Consider the following 21,746-nt stretch of genomic DNA (forward strand, 5'->3'; position numbering starts at 1 on the left):
CGACCACAATTACACACTTGATGATCCCTCTGACTCCCTCAGACCCGCACCGGTTGGGCCGCTACTGGCTCGCCGGGCGGCTGGGCGCCGGGGGCCAGGGTGTCGTCTATGAGGCGTACGGCGAGGAGGGGGAGCGCGTCGCCGTCAAGGTGCCCAGGTTCGATGATCCAGAGTCGCGGGCCAGATTGGCCAGGGAGGCGGCGGCGGCCGCGCGGGTGGCCTCGTTCTGCACGGCCAGAATCATCGAGGTGGCCGAGCCGTACATCGTCAGCGAGTTCGTGCCCGGCCCCAACCTGCGGCAGGTGATCGCCGAGCACGGCCCCTACGAGGGTGACACGCTGCGGCGCCTGGCGATCGGCGTGGCCACCGCGCTGACGGCCATCCACCAGGCCGGCGTCGTGCACCGCGACCTCAAGCCCGACAACATCATCCTCGGCCCCGACGGTCCCCGGGTGATCGACTTCGGCGTGGCACGCGAGGCCGGGCCGACGACCACGGGTCCGGTCATGGGCACGCCCAACTACATGGCGCCGGAGGTCCTGGCCGGGCGGGGCGCGACGGCCGCGGCGGACCTGTGGGCGTGGGGGCTGGTGGTGCTGTTCGCCGCGCGGGGCGAGGACGCGATCGAGGTACGCGAGCCGGTCGCGGTCATCGGCGAGGTCATGGACTTCCGGCCCGACACGGCCGACCTGGCCGACCCGCTCGGACGACTCGTGGCGAGCGCGCTCACGAAGGACCCGGCCGCGCGGCCCTCGGCGCGCGCGGCCCTGCTGGACCTGATCGGCGCCGACGGCGACCCGCTTTCTCGTGGCGGGGCGCTGGCCGGCCCGCTCAGGAGCCCGGCCGAGCCCGACCTGGGCGCGATCGCCGAGGAGCTGTACGACGAGCTGTCCGAGGCCGAGCGGGCGGCCGTCCCCGAGGTGCTGCTGCGCATGCTCGACGGCGACGGCTCGCTCAGGCCGGTGACCCGCGACGAGCTGCCCGAGACCGAGGCCGTGTCCGCCCTGCTCGCCCTCTTCGAGGCGGCGGGCCTGGTGACGAGCACCGGCACCACGTACGAGCTGGCCAAGCCCGCCCTGATCCAGGCATGGCCCCGGCTGCGGACCTGGGTGGCCGACAACCGCGAGGGGCTGCCGGTCCACCGGCGCCTGGTCGAGGCGGCCGGCCTCTGGGACGGCCACGGCCGGAAACCCGGCGACCTGCTGCACGGCTCCAGCCTCGACCGGACACTCCAGTGGGCCGCCGCCGAACGCAAGGACCTCACGCTGGCCAGGAGGGAACGCGAGTTCCTCGACGCCGCGGCCAAGCAGACCAGAAGCCAGTCCAGGAGGCGCGGCCTGTTGGCGACGGCGCTGGCCGTACTGCTGGTGGCGGCCCTGGGCGGCCTGGGGACGGCCGAGTACCTGCGCAGGGAGTCCGGCAGACAGCGTGACGACGCGCTGGCCAAGTCGCTCGCGTTGCAGGCCGCTGATCTGCGGGAGAGCGACCCGCAACTGGCGAGGCTGTTGACCGTCGCGGGCTGGCGGCTGAGCCCTGACCTGGTCGAGACGCGGGGCGCGCTGTACGAGTCGCTGTCCAGGCCGGCGAGCGACGTCTTCACCGACCCGTACGCCAGTCCGAGCAGTGTCTACGGACTGGACGACACCGGACGCACGCTGGCGGCCGTCCAGGAGGGCCGGGTGCGGCTCTGGGACGTACGCGCGCACCGCCTGCTCCGCGAGTTCTCCGGCGTGGGCTCGGCCGTGCGCCAGGTCGCGCTCAGTCCCGACGGGCGGACGCTCGCCGTGCTGGAGGACAAGGATGTGCGCCTCTGGGACGTTATGGCGGGCACGGCGATCGGCGCCACGTTCGGCGGTGGGTTCGTGGTGCCGGAGGGAGGGGGGAGGCTCGCCTTCGACCGCGCTGGTCGCACCCTCCTTGTACCCGAGGGGACCGGCGGCGCCGAGCGCGCCTGGGACGTGGCCACCCGGAAGCGGCTGACCGCCGGATCGGGAGCGGGGCTCGACATGGTGGACCCGGCACGCCACGTCGGCGTGGTGTCCACAGGTGGGCACGGCAAGGTCGAGCTCTGGAACCTGCGCACCGGCAAGCGGCTGCCCGCGCCCTGGCTGCCCGCCAAGACTGACGTCACGTACGTGCGTCTCAGCGACGACGGGCGCGCGCTCACGGTCAGCGAGAATCCGCCACCGCCGGGCGAGCGACGGATGCGTGTCTGGACCGTCCCGGGCGGAGGCGTGATCGGGGGACGTTACGGTGGCGAATCGGACCGAGATACCGCCTTCGGCTTCGGCGACCGCTACGTCGCGGGCTGGACCTACCTGGGGGAGCTCATAGTGTGGCGGCGCGCCGGATGGTCGGTCGTTCTGGAGCGCGACATGCGCGGGGGCATCAACGACGTTCACTTCGACGAAGCCGACCGTGTGCTGCGCTACCAGGCCGATAATGGCGAGATCGACACCGTGGACATATCCATGTTGTTCGACCAACCGCTGACCACGGGAACCTCCGAAGGGCACGCGCTGCTGGGGCCGGGTGGGCACACAGTGGCCATCACGAGGCCCGGGGAGACCCGGCTGTGGGACGTGGCGACCAAGCGCCCACTCGGGCCGCCGATCGGCGTCATCGGCCGCGAGCCCGCGCTGGCCTTCAGCCGGGACGGCGGGCGGCTGGCCGTCGGCGACGAGTCGGGCACCCGGATCGTGGATGCGCACACGGGCCGCGTGCTCGACGCGATAAAGGTCGCGGACGTGGACGACATAGCCTTCAGCCCCGATGGTCGAACGCTGGCCGTCTCCCCCACCAGGCCCGACCGCACCGGCGCTCCGCTCGAGCTGTGGAACCTGGCGAAGGGCACCGTCACTCGCGCCGCCGTGCCCGGCCCCGGCACGCTCGCCTTCCGTCCTGACGGCAGGCTGCTGGTGGCCGGAACGGAGCCCCAACCCATCGACCCGGTGACCGGCGCCCGGTTACCGCTCGCCGAGGGGCTTGGCCGGTTGAACGGTACTCACGCCTTCAGCCCCGACGGCCGGCTCATCGCCTTCTCGGGGCCCGACCGGATGGCGTTGTGGGACGCGGACCTGAAGGCGCCCGTCGGAGCGTTCCCCGCCGTGCCGGACAGCCCGATCCAGGGGATCGCCTGGTCGCCTGACGGCCGTACCATCGCCACGTACGAGAACGGCGACCGGGTCAGGCTTTGGGACGTGCCCAGCAGGCAGCCGCTCGGTCTGATCTTCGACGGCCAGAAGAAGATCCCGCTGGGCGACGGGTCACTGGCCTTCAGCGCCGACGGCGGCACCCTCTACAGCGCCATGCCAGACGGCGTGGTGCGGACGTTCCCACTCGACGGTGGCAAGGTGGCGGCCGCCGTCTGCCGCCGCGCCGGTCGGTCGCTGACCGAGCGGGAGTGGCAGCGCTACCTGCCCGAGGCCGACAGGTTCGACCCCTGCGTCAGCCCGTAGCCGCCCACTGCCGTGCCGTCGCCACGATCTCCTCCAGGTGGCCGCTGTGGGCGCCGTGCCAGTACACGTGCCCGCACTCCTGGCACCGCCCGTACGCGTCGTAAGCGTGCCGGGTGCCCGCTTCAAGGACCGGCAGCACCTCGCGCTTCTCCACCGGGGTCAGCTCGCCGTTGCAGGCCGTGCATCTCGTCCACGGGCGCAGCGGCGGGGTGAAGCGTTCGAGCAGGTCGCGGAGTTGGTCGTGGGGGCGGGAGCCGCGCACGTACGCGCCGAGCCACAGCGCGCGGCGGCGCAGCAGGCCGCGGTCCTGGGTGAGCAGCACCCGGCGCTCCTCGTTGGCCTGCACGACCAGCGCCGGGTCGTCCATGTCGTTGTGGTAGGCCGTGTCGAGGCCGAGCAGGCGCAGCCGCCGGGCGAGCGTGCCCAGGTGCACGTCCAGCAGGAAGCGGGGCTCGCGGGGCAGCGGCTGGGGTCTGGGTATCGGCCGTACCTCGATGAGGTCGCCGGCCGCGGGCTGGTAGGAGGGGCCGACGCCGCGGCCGTCGACGGTCATCGGCCCGACCTCCGTCAGCGGGATGCCGGCCGACTCCACGTGGTGGCCCAGGGTCGAGCTGCCGCCGATGGCGATCCGGTGGCGTTCGCGGCGCCGGCTCACGGGCAGGAACATCATCAGGTCTGCGGAGATTCGAAGGTGCGCGTCCCGTTCGGTCACATTGTCCATTCTGCTTGATTCGATAACGTGAGCCTGTGCCGATGTCCCGCCGTGTCTTTCTCGCGCTCGCCGCGCTGAACGCTGCGGGCTGCTCGGTCACCGCCTCGGAGCAACGCTCGCTGCGGCTGGCGACCGGGTTGGCCGGTGGGCCGTACGGGGCGCTCGGTGATCGGTTCGCGGCCGAGTTGCGGCGCGACGGGTTCACCGTTGAGGTGATCGAGACCGCGGCCAGCGTCCAGAATCTCACCATGCTCACCGACGGCCGGGCGGACCTCGGGTTCTCGCTCGCCGACAGCGCCGACGACGCCGTACGCGTGCGCCACCAGCCCGTCGCCGCGCTGGCCAGGATGTACATGAACTACGTCCATCTGGTGGTACGCGCCAACTCGGACATCTTCGCCCCCAAGGACCTGGCCTGGCGGCAGGTCTCCATCGGCGCCGACGGATCGGGCACCGCCGTGACCGCCGAACGGGTGCTCGACGCCGCCGGGGTACGTAATCACATCACCGCCAGGCTTGGCCTCGACGGGTCGATCAAGGCGCTCGTCGACGGCGTGATCGACGCGTTCTTCTGGTCGGGCGGTGTGCCCACCCCCGCGCTCGCCTCACTCGGCGGCATCAGGATCGTCTCGTTGGAGCCGTTCGTGCCGATGCTGCGCCGCATCTATGGCCCGGTCTACGAGCACGCCACCATCCCCGCGGGCGTGTACGGCAGCTCGAAACCGGTCCCCACCGTCGGCACACCCAGCTACCTGGTCTGCCGTCAGGCCCTGTCCGACGACGTGGCCTACACCGTCACCGGGACGCTCTTCAGCGCCCGCGACCGCCTGCGGGCCCCCTCGGCGCCGGGCGGCCTCCTCGACAAGCGCTACGCCATCGGCACCGGCATCGTCCCCCTGCACCCCGGCGCCGCCCGCTACTACAGGTCTGTGTACGGGTAAACAAGCGCTAGAGCTCCGTGTACGGCTCAGCCAGCCGCAACTCCACGACCAGCCCATGGGGTACGGCGGGCAGCAGGCTCAACGTCGCCCCGCACGACTTGGCCAGCTCGGTGGCGATGGCCAGCCCCAGCCCGCTGCCCGGCACGTTCGCGTGCGCGCCCGACCGCCAGAACCGGCCCAGCGCGTCACCCCGCTCCTCCTCGGCCAGCCCCGGACCGTCGTCGGCGACCCGCAGGACGCCGTCGGAGAGCGTGACCGTCACCGTGCCGCCCGCGGGCACGAACTTCTGGGCGTTGTCGAGCGCGATGTCCGCCACCCTGGCCGCCGCCTCCGGCACCAGCGACATCTCCGGCACATCCACCCGCAGGGTGAGGTCCTTGGCCGGGTAGACCTCCCGCCACACCGCCAGCCGGGGCCGCAGCTCGATCTCCTTGGCCTCGGTGCCCGCGCCCGCCTCGACCCTGGCCAGCGCCAGCAGGTCCTCCACCAGCAGGGCCAGCCGGTCGAGCTCGGCCATCGCCTCCTCGAACTCGGTGGTGCCGTCGGAGCGCAGGTGCGGCTCCAGGTTCTCCAGCCGCAGCCCGAGCACGGTCAGCGGGGTGCGCAGCTCGTGCGAGGCGTCGGCCACGAACGCCCGCTGCCGCTCCATCGCCCCCGACACCGCGTCGGCCATCGCGTTGAACCGCTCCTCCAGCCGTTGCAGCTCCGAGGGCCCTCCGCCGGGATTGGCCCGGGCGTCGAGATGGCCTTCCGCGATGGCCCGGGTGGTGCGGTCGAGCTCGGTCACCGGGCGCAGGATCCAGCGGGCCAGCTGTCTGGCCGCCAGGACCGAGTAGCCCAGCGCGATCAGCGCGCCCAGCGCCAGCGCGCCCCAGACGAGCGAGACGTCGAGCCGCGACTGGTCGGTGCGGGCCTGGAGCAGCACCACGCCGGACAGCTGCGCGTCCCGGCCGGCCGGCTCGGCCAGCAGGACCTTCGCGGGGCCGAAGGGGCTGATCGTGGGCAGGTCCTCGGTCGTGCGGCCGCTCAGCGCCAGCCGGGTCTCCGCCTGGTCGTCGCCCTCGAAGCGGCCAGCCGTGACCACGATCATGCCGTCCCTGTCGCGGACGCGGATGGCCGCGCCGTACAGGTCGGCGTAACGGACGACCTCGGCCGTCAGCGCCGTACGGTCGTCGTCGCGCGCGGCCTGGTCGGCCAGTTCCGCGAAGCGGGTGGCGTCGGCGCGGCGGTCGAGCAGCAGCCGGTTCGTCCGGTGCGAGGCGTAGGCGAAGCCGAGCGGCACCGCCAGCGCCGCGATGAGGAACACGATCAGCGTGGTGAACGTGACCACCAGGCGGGAGTTCACGCCGTGGACCCCAGGCGGTAGCCGGTGCCGCGCAGCGTCTCGACCAGGTGCGGGCGGCCGGTCTTCGACCGCAGCCCGGCCACGTGCACGTCGAGCGAGCGGGAGGCGGACAGCAGCGGGTCGCCCCAGACCTCGTCCAGGATCTCCTCGCGGCTGCGCACCACGCCAGGCTCGCGGGCCAGCAGGGCCAGCACGTCGAACTCGCGCCTGGTCAGCGTCACCTGCTCACCCGACACGGTGACCTGCCTGGCCTCCAGGTCGATGCGCACATCGCCGACGCTCACCACGTGGTCCCGCGTCGGCATCGGGCGGGTGCCCCTGCGCATCACGGCCTCCATGCGCGCCATCAACTCGACCGTACGGAACGGCTTGACCAGGTAGTCGTCGGCCCCGGACCGCAGGCCGCGGAGCACCTCGCGCTCCTCCGTGCGGGCGGTCACCACGATGACCGGCACGGCCGACACCCGGCGCAGGCGGCGCAGCACCTCAAGGCCATCCATGTCGGGCAGGCCCAGGTCCAGCAGGACGAAGTCGACGCCCCCCGCCAGACGGAGGGCGTCGACTGCCAGCCCGGCGCGCGCGACCTGGTGGCCATGGCGCGCGAGGGCCGTGGTGAGCGCGGAGGCGAGTCGATCGTCGTCTTCGACCAGGAGAACTCGCATCAGGCCAGATTAGGCCCGGACGGAGACCGACTCCGCCGCTCCCTCTCGCTCCGAGCGGGAGAGCGCCACGTCGCGCGTCTCGCGCATGGTCAGGTAGACCACCAGCGACACGGCGGCGCAGCCCGAGACGTACCAGTAGAAGCCGGACTCGATGCCCGCCGACTTGAACCACAGCGCGACGTACTCCGCCGTGCCGCCGAACAGGGCGTTCGCGATGGCGTACGGCAGGGCCACGCCGAGCGCCCGGACGTGCGTCGGGAACAGCTCCGCCTTGACCACCGCGTTGATCGAGGTGTAGCCGGTGATGATGATCAGGCCGACCAGCGACAGGATGAACGCGCCGACGAAGCCGGAGACGCTGGACAGCGCGGTCATGAGCGGTACGGTGCCGAGCATCGACCCGATGCCGAACGTGATCAGCAGCGGCCGCCGGCCGATCCGGTCGGACAGCCCGCCGGCGAGCGGCTGGATCAACATGAAGATGAACAGCGCCGAGAAGCTGACCAGCGACGCGGTCTCCTTCGGCAGGTTCGCGGTGTTGACCAGGTACTTGGTGAGGTAGGTCGTGTAGGTGTAGTACGCGACCGTGCCGCCCATGGTCAGGGCGATGACGAGCAGCGCTTCCTTCTTGTGGGCCATCAGCGCCTTGATGGTGCCGCGCTCGCTCTTCTCGCCGTCCTTGACCTGCTCCTCCTCGTCGTAAGCCTCGGTCTCCAGGAGGTTGCGCCGCAGGTAGAACACGACCGCCGCGCCGAGGGCGCCGATGATGAACGGGATGCGCCAGCCGTAGGAGTTGAGCGCTTCCTTGGTCATCGTGTTCTGCAGGATGATCTGCAGGCCCAGGCCGACGAGCTGACCGGCGGTCATCGACACGTACTGGAAGCTTGAGGCGAAGCCGCGCTTGCCCGCCGGAGTGGCCTCGGTCAGGTATGTGGCGCTGGCCGCGTACTCACCGCCCACGGAGATGCCCTGCAGGAGGCGGGCGATCAGCAGGACCACGGCGCCGAAGTAGCCGACCGACGCGTACGTCGGGGCGATGGCGATCAGCAGCGCGCTCAGCGACATCAGCGTGACCGTCATGGTCAGCGCCGCCTTGCGGCCCTTCGTGTCGGCGTAGCGGCCGAGCAGCCAGCCGCCGATCGGGCGCATGAAGAAGCCCACGGCGAAGATGCCCGCGGTGTTGAGCAATTGTGCGGTGGAGTTGCCATTGGGGAAGAAGGAGGCGGCGAAATAAACGGCGAAACTGCTGTAGACAAACCAGTCGTACCACTCGACCAGATTGCCGACGGAACCGCCGATCACTGCCTTCCACGGCACGCGGGGTTGGCTCACTGGAATACCTCCTGTGCGGGGCCTGGGGGGAGTAGGTGCAGGCCAGAGCCTCTCCGCAGAAGGTTGTTCCGACAAGGGGAGACGGGCTAGATCTAACGTCCGCTTAACATCAAGGAAACGGAGTGGTGAGATCAGGCCCGTTTTCCCGTCATTGCCGGTAGTTCTCCACCTCGCCGGCCGGCCGGGCCTTGGCGCCGTCCGGGTTCTCGCCCGCGTCCCTCCTCGCCCTGCGCTGCCTGAGCAGGTCCCAGCACTGGTCGAGAGCCGTCTCCAGCTCCTTGACCCGCGCGTGCTCCTCGTCCGAGCTGACCTCGCCCGCCGACAGCCTGCTCCGCAGCTCGTGCTCTTCGGTGACCAGATCGCTGATCTTGCTGAGAATCTCGTTGTCACGCATGTCCAAGACTTTAGTTACTACGTGATAGAACACGGCCTATGCCTGGTATCGCGCTGGTAAGAAAGCCCGGCCCACGGATCTCCGAGGGCATCGTCACGCATGTGGAGCGCGAGCCGGTCGACCCCGGACGGGCCCTTGACCAGCACGAACGCTACGTCGCCGCGCTGGAGGGGGCCGGGTGGCAGGTACGCCACGTGGAGGCGGCCGACGACCTGCCCGACGGGCCCTTCGTCGAGGACATGGTCGTCGTCTGCGACCGGCTGGCCGTACTGACCAGACCGGGGGCGATCGAGCGACGGCCTGAGGTGGACACCGTGGCGGCCCTCGTACGGGAGCTCGGGGTCAAGTCCGTCAGGATCGCGCGGCCCGGCACGCTCGACGGCGGTGACGTCCTTCAGGTCGGCAGGACCGTGTACGTCGGCAGGTCGGGCAGGACCAACGACGAGGGGATCACCCAGCTCTCCGCGTTGCTGCCGGAGCGGCAGGTGGTGCCCGTGGACCTGACCGGCGTCCTGCACCTGAAGTCGGCCGTCACGGCGCTGCCGGACGGCACGCTCATCGGCGACCCCGACCGCGCGGACCTGCCGGGCCTGCTCGTGCCCGCCGAGGAGTCGGGGGCGCACGTGGTGCCGCTGGGCGGCGACCGGGTGCTGATGGCCGCCTCCGCGCCGCGGACCTGCAAGATGCTGCAGGAACGCGGGCTGGAGGTGACGCTGGTGGACATCTCGGAGTTCGAGAAGCTGGAAGGCTGCGTCACCTGCCTGTCGGTTCTCATCATGTGAGATCAAGGACGGTTTACCGCGAGACGTCTGGTAGCGTGCAAGGCATGCTGCGTGGCCTCCTTCTTAGCTGCCGCGGCGGGGGCCACTGAGGCCGGCTCCCTCGCCGCGGAGCGAGCCATGCGCGTCGGCCGCTTTTCTTTCGACCGACGAGGAGCTCCCGACATGACCGCTCAGCAGCCCAGCCCGATGCCTTTCCAGCGTTATCAGCCGTTCGAGCCGATCCGGCTGACCGATCGCACCTGGCCTGATCGGGTCATCACCGAAGCGCCGCGATGGTGCGCGGTGGACCTGCGTGACGGCAACCAGGCATTGATCGACCCGATGGACGCCCATCGCAAGCTGCAGATGTTCGAGCTGCTGGTGAAGATGGGCTACAAGGAGATCGAGGTCGGCTTCCCCGCGGCCAGCCAGACCGACTTCGACTTCATCCGGCAGATCATCGAAGAGGACCGGATCCCCGGCGACGTGGTGATCCAGGTGCTGACCCAGGCCCGGCCCGAGCTGATCGAGCGCACCTTCGAGTCGATCGAGGGCGCCAAGCAGGCCATCGTGCACCTGTACAATTCCACCTCCACGCTGCAGCGCCGGGTGGTGTTCGGACAGGACCGCGACGGCATCACCGCCATCGCCGTCGAGGGCGCCAAGCTGGTCAAGAAGCTCGCCGACGCGACCGACGTGGACGTACGTTTCCAATACTCGCCCGAGTCCTTCACCGGCACCGAGCTGGACTACGCCGTCGAGGTCTGCGACGCGGTCAACGACGTGTGGCAGCCGACGCCCGACCGCAAGGTCATCGTCAACCTGCCGGCCACGGTCGAGATGGCCACGCCCAACATCTACGCCGACCAGATCGAGTGGATGCACCGCCACCTGAAGTACCGCGACTCGATCGTCCTGTCCCTGCACCCGCACAACGACCGCGGCAGCGCCGTGGCCGCCGCCGAGCTGGGCTACATGGCCGGGGCCGACCGCATCGAGGGCTGCCTGTTCGGCAACGGCGAGCGCACCGGCAACGTCTGCCTGGTCACCCTGGGCATGAACCTGTTCTCCCAGGGCATCGACCCGCAGATCGACTTCGGCGACATCGACGAGATCCGCCGCGTCGTCGAATACTGCAACCAGCTGCCGGTGCACCCGCGCCACCCGTGGGGCGGCGAGCTGGTCTACACCGCCTTCTCCGGCTCCCACCAGGACGCCATCAAGAAGGGCTTCGACCACCTGGAGGCCGACGCGGCCGCGGCCGGGGTGCCGGTCGACCAGTTCACCTGGGCCGTCCCCTACCTGCCGATCGACCCCAAGGACATCGGCCGCACCTACGAGGCGGTCATCCGGGTCAACAGCCAGTCGGGCAAGGGCGGCGTCTCCTACATCATGAAGGCCGACCACCAGCTGGACCTGCCGCGACGGCTGCAGATCGAGTTCTCCAAGGTCGTCCAGGCACGCACCGACGCCGAGGGCGGCGAGATCGGCTCGGCCGAGATGTACTCCATCTTCCGCGACGAATACCTGCCCAACCCGGCCAACCGCTGGGGCCGCCTCAGCCTGATGGCCCACCGCCACGAGTCGGCCGGGGACGACAAGGACCGCATCGGCGCCGACGTACGGCTCGACGGCGAGATCCGCGAGATCGAAGGCGTCGGCAACGGCCCGATCTCGGCCTTCATCGACGCGATCGCCAAGGTCGGCATCCGGGTGCGGGTGCTCGACTACGTGGAGCACGCGATGAGCGCGGGCAGCGACGCGAAGGCGGCCTCCTACCTGGAGTGCGACGTCGACGGCCGGGTGCTGTGGGGGGTGGGCGTCGACGCCAACACCACGACGGCCTCGCTCAAGGCGATCATCTCGGCGGTCAACCGCGCGTCGCGCTGACCGTTGTCAGTCGACCGCGCCCCCTGAGCATGGTGCGGCGCGGTCGACTTACTGGTCCATTTCCCGAAGGATCTGGTCGATTCGGCTCTCTCGATTGTTCATGGCGTGGTTGAAGGAGTGCATGACCTCCTCGAACTGTTCCATGGCCGCGTCAGGGGACGGTGGCGTCCGGCCGACGGCGTCGCGTAGCAGTTCCTCGTGGTTCCTCTCGCAGTCGTCCTGTGCGCGCCGCACCGCGAGGGTGATCTCCTCGCCGAGGTCCTGGCTGCTCAGTTTCATGGCGCGGGGGTCGAGGCGCACCTCGGTGATGCGGCCGCCGGAGTCGGTGCGGGCCCTGATCTTGCCGTCGGCGCTCTCGCCGGTGCCGTAGACGTCGTTGAAGCCGCCACCGGCTTTCTTCAGGCGGCTGTGTGCCCGTTCGGCTTGTTCTGAGATTCGGTGGAGTTCGTCCTGGTAGATATTTTTGGAGTCGTCGGAACTCATGTTCTCCCTTTGACGGCTTATCCGGTCGGGTTGGTCCGGTCGTAGTTCTTTCCGGTCTGGTTCAGAGTCAGGCCCGCGTTGTTCAGGTTCCACATCAGGGAGTCCACCCAGTCGATGGTGTTGGTGTAGAACTTCAGATAGTCGTCGGCCAGCTCCTGGGATCCCTCGGGGAGCAGGCCGAAGCAGGTGGACGTCGGCCTGGCCGCCTCGGCGAAAGCGTTTCGGGGAGCGGACAGCAGGCTCATCGATTCGTCGGTGGCCTTTCCTCCCTTCTTCAGGTCGTCCGTGGAATATCCGACTTCCTTGCTCTTTCCGGTCATCGCACTCTCCAGTCGGTCACTTCAGTTTCGGGAGTTTCAGCGGCGTGCCCGGTTTCAGGACCCCGGGGTCAGGGCCGATGACGTCGCGGTTGGCCTCGTAGAGTTGGGGCCAGTACCTTTCGCTGCCGTAGACCCGTTTGGCGATGCCTGCCAGCGTCTCCTCCCCTCCGACCTGGTGCGACGATGCCTGGGGGGCGGTCGTGGTGGGGTCCTGCGGCCGGTAGTCCATCAATGGGGGAGTATCAGGCTCCGGGTACTTCTTATGGTCGATGTGCGCCGGCGGCTCCGTCTGTTTGAAGGGGACGCCGATGGGTGGGGGAAGGTTGCGCAGGGCGGTGCCGGGGATGATCGCGCCGGTGGAGTTGAAGAGCTGGACCTGGAAGTCGCCGGTGATGCCGATCTTTTTGAGTGCGGCACCGTTCAGGGCGCCCCAGCCGCCGTTCAGCACCGCCACCTTCCCGATGTCCTTGACCATTTGCCCCAGCGTCTTGCCTTCGAGCCTGTCGTTGATGATCGTGTAGCCCGTTCCGGTCATGGCTCCTGCCGCGAAGAGGGCCTTGGCGCCGTACGCCTTTTTCGCCTTGTCCCAGCCGACGCGGCCCCAGGGGAAGGCCGACGATATCGCCGCGGAATTCACCATCTGCGCGTATTGGAGGCCGAAGGGCGCGAAGAACGACTGGCCCTTGAGCTCCCGGCCCAGGCCCACGAACATGAACTGGCCGGCGCCCAGCTGGAGGCCGAACATCTTGGCGTAGCTCTTGAAGGACGTCAGGGCCGTCTTGCCGAAACTCATGCCCTGCGTGCCGTTCAGCACCCAGTTCTGCGACTTGAAGACCGTCAGGCCCCTCCTGAGCGCCTTGCTCCTCTTCATCAGCTCGGCCAGCTTGCGCAGGGGTACGGCGACCTTTTTGAGAAACCAGATCAGCCGCGCCAGGATGGTGGCCGCGAGGCCGGCGCCCTGGGCGGCGATCTTGGCTCTGGCGACCCACGCGGCGTACCTGCCCATCACGCCCGTGAACATGGAGAGGGCCACGCTGATCGCCAACGCCTGGAGGATGGATTTCAGCAGCTCCCGGAACGCCCGTTTGGTCTCGTGGGTGGCCTCCTTGGCCATGAGGAGCACTTCCGACACGTGGCCGAGGCTCTTGACCAGCGCCTTCCGTTCGGCCGGGTCGAAGTAGGTGTCGACCATCTCCTGGTAGTGCGTGGCCGCGTCGCCGGTCCACTGCTTGCGGCCCTTCTGCACGGCCGGGTCGATGTTCTTGTCGCCCACGGAATCCAGACTGGCGGCCAGCTGCTTGCACGCCTCGGACATCTGCGCCAGCTGGCGTTCGTCGTTGTCGTTGCCCGCGGCCCTCATGGCGTTCATGATCGTCGTGATGAGCTGCGACAGCGCGTCGCCCTCAGCGGCTAGGTCCATGTACTCCCCTTCATGCGTCGCGCTGTCCTCAATTCGCCAAAGCTGCGATCCGCAGACGCAGGGAAGCGCTCGAGGTCCCCCTCCCATGCGGCTCCCGGTAGGGCAGGCGGCATCAGGTCATGTGGTCATGATCGCTGCGGTGCCCCGCATTGTGGCATGCGGGCGGATGTTCGGCCAGAGATCCGGAGATCAAGGACGTCCGGCGTCGAGTATGGCCCCGCGCATCACATCCGAACCTTAAGTGTTTGTTAGATCGGAGATGTGGATCTTGACGGTGTCGATCAAGGATACATACGTTCGGTGACGTTTCGCGACTGTTCGCAGCGCCGTGACCCATCGACGCCGTGACAGGCGAGGCGACCCCCCACAGCCGAGACACCGTCTACAGACGGGAGAACGGATCATGGAACCCACCTACCTCATCTGCCTGCCCTTCGCCGGGGCCGGCGCCTCCTTCTTCAAGGGCTGGCAGCGCTACCTGGCCGAGGGCCTGAGCATCCTGCCGGTGCAACTGCCCGGCCGTGAGGAGCGCTTCGTCGAGCCTCCGCACACCGATGCCGCCCGCGCCGCGGACGAGGCGTGCTCGCAGGTGCTGCAGCGAATCGGCCCCGGTTCCCGGGTGGCCGTCTTCGGTCACAGCCTCGGGGCGGTGCTGGCGTACGAGCTGGCGCACCGGCTCAGCGGCGTGACCGGATTGCGGCTCGCCCGCCTGTACGTCAGCGGTTCCCCCGGGCCGTGGAGCGGGCGGGAGAGCCGCGCCACCGGCCTGGATGACGAGGCGTTCCTGGCACGGATCCGTTCCTTCGCCGGATACTCGCACCCGGCCCTGGAGGACCCCGAGATGCGGGCGCTGCTCTTACCCATGCTGCGCGCCGACGTCGAACTGCACGAGAGCTACCGTCCCCAGTCCGACAAGCCGCTGTCCACACCGATCACCGCCGTGCACGGCCTCGACGACGAGCTGGTGGACATGGCGATGATCGCCCAGTGGGAGCGGGCCACCAGCGCCGGGTTCAACACCGTGGAGCTCGACGGGGGCCACATGTACCTGGCCGATGATCCCGCTCCCCTGCTGCGCGTGATCGGCGCCGAGCTCGCGACGCCGGATGAGCGGTGACGATGCGCCTGTCCGGGAAGACGGCCGTCATCACCGGTGCGGCCCGCGGGCTGGGCCGGGCCAGTGCCCGGATGTTCGCGCGGGAGGGCGCCGACCTGGTGCTGCTCGACGTCGCGCGCGATCTGCCGGGTGTGCCGTACGCGCTCGGCTCGGCCAGTCAGCTCGAATACACGGCCGAACTCTGCCGGGAGTTCGGCGTCTCCGTCCTGACCAGGCAGGCCGACGTACGGGAGACGCACGAAGTCGAGGCCGCGGTGTCCATGGCAATCGGGCGCTTCGGCCGCATCGACGTCCTCGTCAACAACGCCGGCATCGCCGCGCCTTCCGGCAAGGTGGCGCACGAGATCGACGAGCACGAGTGGCAGTTGATGATCGACGTCGATCTCTCCGGTGCGTGGCGCGCCATCCGCGCGGTCGGCAAACTGATGGTCGAGCAGCGATCCGGCAGCATCGTCAACATCGCCTCGACCGCCGGGCTGGTGGGATATCGGCACTTCGCCGGATACGTGGCCGCCAAGCACGGTCTCATCGGCCTGACCAAGGCCGTCGCCCTCGACTACGCCCCCCGCAAGGTGCGGGTCAACGCCCTGTGCCCTGGTTCCGTCCGCGATGACTCGCAGGTCGAGGGCCGGATGCTGGCGGAGATCGCGCGTTCGCTCGACGTGCCGGCGGACGAGCACGAGGAGGCCTTCGTGCAGGCCCAGCCCATGAACGCCCTCATCGAGCCGGACGACGTCGCCTCGGCCGCCGTATGGCTGGCCTCCGACGAATCCCGGCAGGTCACCGGCAGCGTACTCACCGTCGACGGCGGCTTCACCGCACGCTGACGCCCGCTCTTTCACCACGACCACGCTCTGGAGATCACCGCGTGCCCCGAACCGATCTCATCCCCCCAGACCGCTCGCCCTCCGCACACTGCCATGCCCGGCGCGTCAGGCTGCCCGATGGCGTTGGTGCCACCTGGCTGGCCGGACTCTTCGAACGCGCGGTCCGCACCTGGTGGGGGGACACACCTGATCGGCTGCCCCGGCTCTGGGACGAGCGGGTTCCGGCCGCCTGCGACTCCGCGGTGGCTGGCCGCCGCGTCGAGGCCGAACTGCACCGTCCTTTGGACGCGGAGGGCGCCTTGCTGCGCGCGGTGCTGCTGCGGTACGCGGACGGACCCGCCGACCTCGTGCTCGTCGCCCATCGCGCCAATCTCGACGCGCTGTCGCTGCGCGCCGTGGCCGACGTGCTCACCGGGCGGGCTCGGTATGAGGGATTCACCGACAAGACGGCGAGTCAAACCATCGCCGCCGCGGACGCCGAGACGCTCAAAAGATGGCGGGAAGCGGATTTTTCCGGACGTATTGCGTGGGCCAGCGGCGACGACGCGGCGGGTGACCGTACCGGCCTGGTCACCGTGGCGATCCGGGAGGCCGGGGCAGACGTGCCGGCCACGATGGCGGCGGCGGTCGGGCTGGTGCTCGGACGGTATGAGAACCAGGAGAACCCGGTCGTCGGCGTGCTCGGCCCCGTGCCCGAGCGGCCGGAAGGAGCGCTGGGCGCGTTCGACGCCGGGCTCCTGCTGGCACTGGACCTTTCGGGCGCGCGCACCGCGGGGGAGCTGGTGGCCGAGACCGCCCAAGCCCTGGCCGACGGCGGGCGGTGCGACGGGCGGCAGTACGCCGAACTCCTCGCGGAGACCGGCGGCCGGGTCGTGGCCGGTCTGCTCGCCGACGAGCCGGCGGAGAGCGGGTCCGGTACGCACGTTCCCTGCCAGACAGCTCCGTTCCCGCTCACGATCGTGCCCGGTCACACCCCGGACGGCGGCCTTCAGCTGGTGGTACACCACCGGCTGGAAGACGTGGACGCCGACTCGGCCAGGCGCTTCGCCCGCCATGTCGCCCGCGCCTATGAGCAGTTGGCCAACGCGCCCGCCGGTCTGGTCCCCGCCGACGTCGAGCTGCTGGACGAGGCGGAGACACGGCAGGTGGTCGCCCTCGGCCGTCCGTTACGGCGGCTGGACTGGCGGCCGGAGCGGATCGACGACGTGTTCGCCGCCCGCGTGGCGGAGTGTCCCGACGCGGTGGCGCTCACCTGCGAGGGCCGCTCCCTGACGTACGCGGAACTGGACGCGCGCGCCGGCCGCTTCGCCGCCGCCCTCCTCGACCGGGGCGTGCGTCCGGGGGAGCGCGTCGGCGTCTGCCTCGGACGCACGCCCGATCTCGTGGTCGCCATGCTGGCCGTGCTCAAGGCGGACGCGGTGTACGTGCCCATGGATCCGGCCTATCCGGCCGATCGGCTGGCGTTCACGGCTCAGGACGCGGCCTTGCGCGTCGTCATCGCGGACCAGGACTTTCCCGGCGGCGGGTCGGCGAGCGTGGTCAGGCCCGAGGAGCTGGAGACCCACGGCGGCGAGGCAGGTCGTGCCCGTCCAGAGCGGCGGGGGCCGGGTGAGGCCGCGTACGTCATCTACACCTCGGGCTCGACCGGGCGCCCGAAAGGCGTCGTGGTGCCGCATCGCAACGTCGTCGCCCTGCTGTCGGCCACCCGTGACGATTTCGGGCTCGGTCCCGGTGACACCTGGACGCTCTTCCACTCCAGCGCGTTCGACTTCTCCGTCTGGGAGATCTGGGGAGCGCTGCTCACCGGCGCCCGGCTGGTCGTGGTGCCGTACTGGGTCTCTCGCTCGCCCGAGGAGTTCCGCGAGCTGCTGGCGCGCGAGCGCGTCACCGTGCTGAACCAGACGCCGTCGGCGTTCGCCCAGCTCATGGAGGCCGACCGGCGGCAGGACGAGCGGCTGGCGGTCCGGCTGGTGATCTTCGGCGGTGAGCCGCTGGACGCCCGGCCCTTGCGGGCCTGGTTCGACCGGTATCCGGAGGATCGGTGCCGGCTGGTCAACATGTACGGCATCACGGAGACGACGGTGCACGTGACGGCGCAGAACGTGACCCGTCGTGAGGCGATGACCGGGTCGCGGTCCGTGGGGCACGCCCTGCCCGGCTGGCATCTGTACGTCCTCGACGAGCGCGGCCGTCCCGTGCCGTGCGGTGTCCCCGGAGAGATCCACGTCGGGGGAGACGGGGTCGCCCTGGAGTACCTGGACCGTCCCGAGCTGACCGCGCAGCGCTTCCTGCCCGATCCCTTCACCATGGGCCGCGTCTACCGCAGCGGCGACCGGGGCAGGCTGCTGCCCGATGGCCGGCTGGAGCACCTCGGCCGTCTCGACACCCAGGTCAAGCTGCGCGGATTCCGCGTCGAGCTGGACGAGATCCGCAACGTCCTGCTGGACGACCCCGCCGTCACGGCGGCCGCCGTGGTGCTGAACGGCGAGCGGGACGCCGCGGGAGCGCGCATCGACGCGTATGTGGTGCCGGCCGGCGGCGATCCGGCGGCGATCCGGCAACGGGCCGCCAAGGTGCTGCCGGAGCACATGCTGCCCGCCACCATCACGCCCCTCGACACGCTGCCACTCACCGCCAACGGCAAGCTCGACGTTCGCGGGCTGCCTGTGCCGGTCGTCGCGCCCGCCGCGCCGATCCGGGCTCCGTCAGGTGAGCTGGCGGGCGCGCTCGCCGCGGTGTGGGAGGCGGTGCTGGGCGTGCCCGTCGGTCCCGACGACAACTTCTTCGAGCTCGGCGGCAACTCCCTGTACGCCATGCGGGTGGCGGCGGCCATGCGTGACCGTGGCCTGCCCGCCTTTCCGATGCGCGAGCTGTACCTGCACCCGACGGTGAACGGCCTCGCGGGGGTGATCTCCCATGGGTGATCGGCTGCTGGACGGCTGCGACGGCACGGCCACGGACTATCCCCGAGACAGCCGCGTCGAGCGGCTCTTCGCCGAGCAGGTCGAGGCGGCGCCCGGCCACCCGGCCGTGGTGTACGGAGATACCACGCTCACCTATGCCGAACTGCACCACCGCAGCACTCTGCTGGCCCAGAGGTTACGCCGCGATGGGCTGCGTCCCGCGGAACCGGTGGCGCTGCTGCTGCCGCGTACCCCCGACCTGATCGTCGCGGCGCTCGCCGTGCTGAAGGCCGGCGGGTTCTACGTGCCGATGGACCCCGCCCATCCGGCGGATCGGATCTCCCAGCTGATCGAGGACAGCGGCGCCGGCCTCCTGCTGACCACACGAGAGCTGACCACACGAGAGCTGACCACACGAGAGCTGACCACGCGAGAGCCGGCCCGCGGGCCGGCCATCGCGGTGGACGCCCAGGACTGGTCGGCCGAACCCGAGGCCGACCTCCCCGCGCTGAGCGACGCGTCGGACGTCGCGTACCTGATGTTCACCTCGGGGACCACCGGACGGCCCAAGGGCGTCCTGGTCCCGCATCGCGGCATCGTCCGGCTGGTGCGGGGCGTCGGCTATGTACGGCTCGACTCCACGGCCAGGGTGGCGCAGATCGGGGCGACCGGTTTCGACGCTTCCGTCTGGGAGACCTGGGCCGCCCTGCTCTGCGGTGGGACCGTGCACATCCTCGACCGGGAGACGTTCCTCGACGGCGCGCAGCTGAGGCGGGCGCTGGCGGACGGGGGTATCACCACGGCGCTCTTCACCTCCGCGCTGTTCAGCCAGCTCGCGGGCGAGGACCCGACCGTGTTCGGGCCGCTGCGGGACCTGCTGGTCGGAGGTGACGTGCTCTCGGCCAAGCACGCCAGGTCCGTGCTGCGGGCCAATCCGGGTCTGCGGCTGGTCAACGCGTACGGGCCGACCGAGAACGCGGTCATCTCCACCTGCCACGAGGTTCGCGAGCCGATCGGCGAACGCGTGCCCATCGGCCGCCCGGTGCCCAATACCACCGCGTACGTGCTCGACCAGGACCGGCAACAGCTTCCAGCGGGCGTCGCCGGAGAGCTGTACGTCGGCGGCGACGGGCTGGCGCTCGGCTACCACGGGCGCCCCGACCTGACCGCGCGCGCCTTCGTCCCCCACCCTTTCCGGCCAGGAGAGCTTCTCTACCGGACCGGCGACCGGGCGCGCAGGCTGCCCGACGGGTCGATCGACTTCCTCGGCAGGACGGATCACCAGGTCAAGGTGCGCGGTCTGCGCGTCGAGCCGGGCGAGGTCGAGGCCGCGCTGCTGGCCCGCCCCGGAGTGCGCGAAGCGGTGGTCGTGGAGCGGCGCGCTCCGGATTCGTCCGACGGTCACCTACGCGCGTACGTCTCGGGTGAGCGGTCCCTGGAACCGGAGCGGCTGCGGACGGAGATCGAGCGCGTGCTGCCCGCTCACATGGTGCCCGCCCAGATCGTGGTGCTGCCCGCGCTGCCGCTCAACGTCAACGGGAAGGTGGACCGGGCCGCGCTGCCCGAGCCGATCCTCGCCGGCGGCGGCAGGGCTGGGGACGAGCTCGAGCGAGAGCTCGTCGAGCTGTGGGAGGACGTCCTCGGCGTGCGCGGGATCGGCGTCGACGACCCGCTCGACCGGCTGGGCGGCAGCTCACTCACCGCGACCCGGCTGGCCGCCAGGGTGCGGAAGAGGTTCGGGGTGGCCTGCCCGGTCTCGGCCGTGCTGGCGGTCCGTACGGTGTCGGCGCTGGCCGACCTGGTCCGTGCCGCGGACAGCGCCGACGTGGTGGGGCCGCGTCCGTGCCAGGCCGGCGAGCGGACCCCGCTGTCACCCCAGCAGAAGGGCGTCTATGTCGAGCAGATCAAGGACCCGTCCAGCACCCAGTACAACCTGCCGATCGTCGTCGACCTCCCCGGCCGGATCGACGCCGGACGGGTGCGCGCCGCTCTCGCGACCCTCGTCGAGCGGCACGAGATCCTGCGCACCGACGTGGCCGTGGGCGACGACGGGCAGCCGTACCAGCGCGTTCACGAGGTGCTATGTACGGCGCTGGACGAGGTCGGCCTGTTTCGCGGTGCGAATCTCGACGGCTGGACCGAGAGGTGGATCCGCGCCTTCGACGTCCATCAGGCCCCCCTGTGGCGGGCGGCCCTGGCGCGGCATGACCATGGGACCCGGCTGGTGCTGGACATTCACCACCTCCTCACCGACGGCCGCTCGCTCGCCCTCCTGATGGCCGAGTGGGCGGCGCTGCTCAGGGGCGAACCGCTCCCTGAGGTGGAGCTGCGTTACCGGGACTTCGCGCAGTGGGCGAACGGGCCGGAGCGGCGCGCGCTGTCCGAGACCCAGCGTGGCTTCTGGGCCGAGACGTTCGCGCGGCCGGTCAAACCTCTCGATCTACCCATCGACCTGCCCCGGCCGGCGGTCCGCCGGACGGAGGGGGACCACCTGCCGTTCGCGTTCGGCGCGGAGCGCAGCCACGCGGTCAGGGAGCTGGCCCGCGCCCAAGGGGTGACGGCGTTCCAGGTGATCCTGGCCGTGTACACCGTCTTCCTCGGACAGGTGAGCGGGGGCGACGACGTGACGGTCGGGACGCCCTTTTCCGGACGGCACCTGCCGGGCGTGGACCGGGTTCAGGGGATGTTCGTCAACACCCTGTGCCTGCGGGCCTACCCGGCCCCCGAGCTGCCGTTCCGCGCGTATCTGCGAGCCGTGGCCCGGCACGCGGTGGCCGCCGGCGACCACCAGGATCACGCGTTCGACGCTCTGGTGGCGATGCGGGGCGAGCATGACTTCAGCCGCCACCCGCTCTTCGACGCGTTCTTCGCGATGCAGGACACGGGGCTGCACCAGGTGGACTTCCTCGGCGGCCGGCCCCGGTGGCTGCCGGAGGCCACCCGGCGCACGATCTTCGACCTGGACCTGCAGGTCGAGGACTCACCCGAAGGGTACGAGGCCCGGCTGGCGTACGCCACGAACCTCTTCCTGCGCCCCACCGTGGAGACGTTCCGGGACGAGTTCCTGTCCTTGCTCGACGCGGCACTCGCCGAGCCGGACACGCCGCTCGGCGAGCTCGGCCGGGCGCCTTCGGCCCGGCCCGGCCCGCCCGCGCTCGCGTTCGACTTCGACTTCTGAACT

At 70.4% G+C, this 21,746-nt stretch carries 16 protein-coding genes; 8 read left to right on the forward strand and 8 right to left on the reverse strand.

What is annotated here, in order from left to right:
* Positions 1 to 20: 20 nt before the first annotated feature.
* Positions 21 to 3,458, forward strand: a complete 3,438-nt coding sequence (locus ACGFJ2_RS43250) for a protein kinase (protein WP_393478530.1) — start codon at positions 21 to 23, stop codon at positions 3,456 to 3,458.
* Here the strand turns inward: ACGFJ2_RS43250 and ACGFJ2_RS43255 are convergent.
* On the reverse strand, positions 3,448 to 4,179 hold the full coding sequence (locus ACGFJ2_RS43255) for a Mut7-C RNAse domain-containing protein (RefSeq protein WP_357947309.1): 732 nt from the start codon (positions 4,177 to 4,179) through the stop codon (positions 3,448 to 3,450). The genes ACGFJ2_RS43250 and ACGFJ2_RS43255 overlap by 11 nt on opposite strands.
* Positions 4,180 to 4,211: 32 nt before the next feature.
* Between ACGFJ2_RS43255 and ACGFJ2_RS43260 the strand changes: the two genes are divergently transcribed.
* Positions 4,212 to 5,111 (forward strand): TAXI family TRAP transporter solute-binding subunit, encoded by a 900-nt coding sequence (locus tag ACGFJ2_RS43260; protein ID WP_357947312.1) that lies wholly within the window; start codon positions 4,212 to 4,214, stop codon positions 5,109 to 5,111.
* Positions 5,112 to 5,118: 7 nt separating this feature from the next.
* On the opposite strand, the gene ACGFJ2_RS43265 is transcribed toward ACGFJ2_RS43260, so the two are convergent.
* From ACGFJ2_RS43265 to ACGFJ2_RS43280, 4 genes are all read right to left on the reverse strand, one after another.
* Positions 5,119 to 6,456: a HAMP domain-containing sensor histidine kinase gene (locus tag ACGFJ2_RS43265; RefSeq protein WP_357947315.1), complete on the reverse strand. Its 1,338-nt coding sequence runs from the start codon at positions 6,454 to 6,456 to the stop codon at positions 5,119 to 5,121.
* Entirely contained in the window at positions 6,453 to 7,118 is a 666-nt protein-coding gene (locus tag ACGFJ2_RS43270) for a response regulator transcription factor (protein ID WP_357947318.1), read from the reverse strand. Before ACGFJ2_RS43270 ends, ACGFJ2_RS43265 begins: the two co-directional genes overlap by 4 nt.
* A 9-nt stretch (positions 7,119 to 7,127) precedes the next feature.
* The gene (locus ACGFJ2_RS43275) at positions 7,128 to 8,450 is read right to left on the reverse strand and encodes an MFS transporter (RefSeq protein WP_357947320.1); all 1,323 of its coding nucleotides are present in this window, start codon (positions 8,448 to 8,450) and stop codon (positions 7,128 to 7,130) included.
* 148 nt (positions 8,451 to 8,598) lie between these two features.
* Positions 8,599 to 8,844, reverse strand: a complete 246-nt coding sequence (locus tag ACGFJ2_RS43280) for a DUF2630 family protein (RefSeq protein ID WP_393478420.1) — start codon at positions 8,842 to 8,844, stop codon at positions 8,599 to 8,601.
* 38 nt (positions 8,845 to 8,882) lie between these two features.
* Between ACGFJ2_RS43280 and ddaH the strand changes: the two genes are divergently transcribed.
* Positions 8,883 to 9,626: a dimethylargininase gene (ddaH, locus tag ACGFJ2_RS43285; RefSeq protein ID WP_393478422.1), complete on the forward strand. Its 744-nt coding sequence runs from the start codon at positions 8,883 to 8,885 to the stop codon at positions 9,624 to 9,626.
* Positions 9,627 to 9,788: 162 nt separating this feature from the next.
* On the forward strand, positions 9,789 to 11,495 hold the full coding sequence (gene leuA / locus ACGFJ2_RS43290; protein ID WP_357947329.1) for a 2-isopropylmalate synthase: 1,707 nt from the start codon (positions 9,789 to 9,791) through the stop codon (positions 11,493 to 11,495).
* Between the two features lie 48 nt (positions 11,496 to 11,543).
* On the opposite strand, the gene ACGFJ2_RS43295 is transcribed toward leuA, so the two are convergent.
* From ACGFJ2_RS43295 to ACGFJ2_RS43305, 3 genes are read right to left on the reverse strand one after another with little or no spacing between them, the layout of a single operon-like run.
* Positions 11,544 to 11,978 carry a YbaB/EbfC family nucleoid-associated protein gene (locus ACGFJ2_RS43295; RefSeq protein WP_357947332.1) on the reverse strand — a complete coding sequence of 145 codons (435 nt, stop codon included), beginning with the start codon at positions 11,976 to 11,978 and terminating at the stop codon, positions 11,544 to 11,546.
* A gap of 17 nt (positions 11,979 to 11,995) precedes the next feature.
* Entirely contained in the window at positions 11,996 to 12,298 is a 303-nt protein-coding gene (locus ACGFJ2_RS43300) for a hypothetical protein (RefSeq protein WP_393478425.1), read from the reverse strand.
* 16 nt (positions 12,299 to 12,314) lie between these two features.
* The gene (locus ACGFJ2_RS43305; RefSeq protein ID WP_358174257.1) at positions 12,315 to 13,718 is read right to left on the reverse strand and encodes a hypothetical protein; all 1,404 of its coding nucleotides are present in this window, start codon (positions 13,716 to 13,718) and stop codon (positions 12,315 to 12,317) included.
* A gap of 403 nt (positions 13,719 to 14,121) precedes the next feature.
* On the opposite strand from ACGFJ2_RS43305, the gene ACGFJ2_RS43310 reads away from it, so the two are divergent.
* Genes ACGFJ2_RS43310 through ACGFJ2_RS43325 form a run of 4 tightly spaced genes read left to right on the forward strand, consistent with a single transcriptional unit; the run spans position 14,122 to position 21,743 of the window.
* The gene (locus tag ACGFJ2_RS43310) at positions 14,122 to 14,835 is read left to right on the forward strand and encodes an alpha/beta fold hydrolase (RefSeq protein ID WP_357947341.1); all 714 of its coding nucleotides are present in this window, start codon (positions 14,122 to 14,124) and stop codon (positions 14,833 to 14,835) included.
* Positions 14,836 to 14,837: 2 nt separating this feature from the next.
* The gene (locus ACGFJ2_RS43315) at positions 14,838 to 15,662 is read left to right on the forward strand and encodes an SDR family oxidoreductase (protein ID WP_357948128.1); all 825 of its coding nucleotides are present in this window, start codon (positions 14,838 to 14,840) and stop codon (positions 15,660 to 15,662) included.
* 41 nt (positions 15,663 to 15,703) lie between these two features.
* On the forward strand, positions 15,704 to 18,586 hold the full coding sequence (locus ACGFJ2_RS43320; RefSeq protein WP_393478429.1) for an amino acid adenylation domain-containing protein: 2,883 nt from the start codon (positions 15,704 to 15,706) through the stop codon (positions 18,584 to 18,586).
* Positions 18,579 to 21,743 carry an amino acid adenylation domain-containing protein gene (locus ACGFJ2_RS43325; protein ID WP_393478432.1) on the forward strand — a complete coding sequence of 1,055 codons (3,165 nt, stop codon included), beginning with the start codon at positions 18,579 to 18,581 and terminating at the stop codon, positions 21,741 to 21,743. The genes ACGFJ2_RS43320 and ACGFJ2_RS43325 overlap by 8 nt, the downstream gene beginning before the upstream one ends.
* Positions 21,744 to 21,746: the final 3 nt, after the last annotated feature.

The sequence above is a fragment of the Nonomuraea sp. NPDC049028 genome (genome assembly GCF_043197735.1).
Classification (GTDB): Bacteria; Actinomycetota; Actinomycetes; order Streptosporangiales; family Streptosporangiaceae; genus Nonomuraea.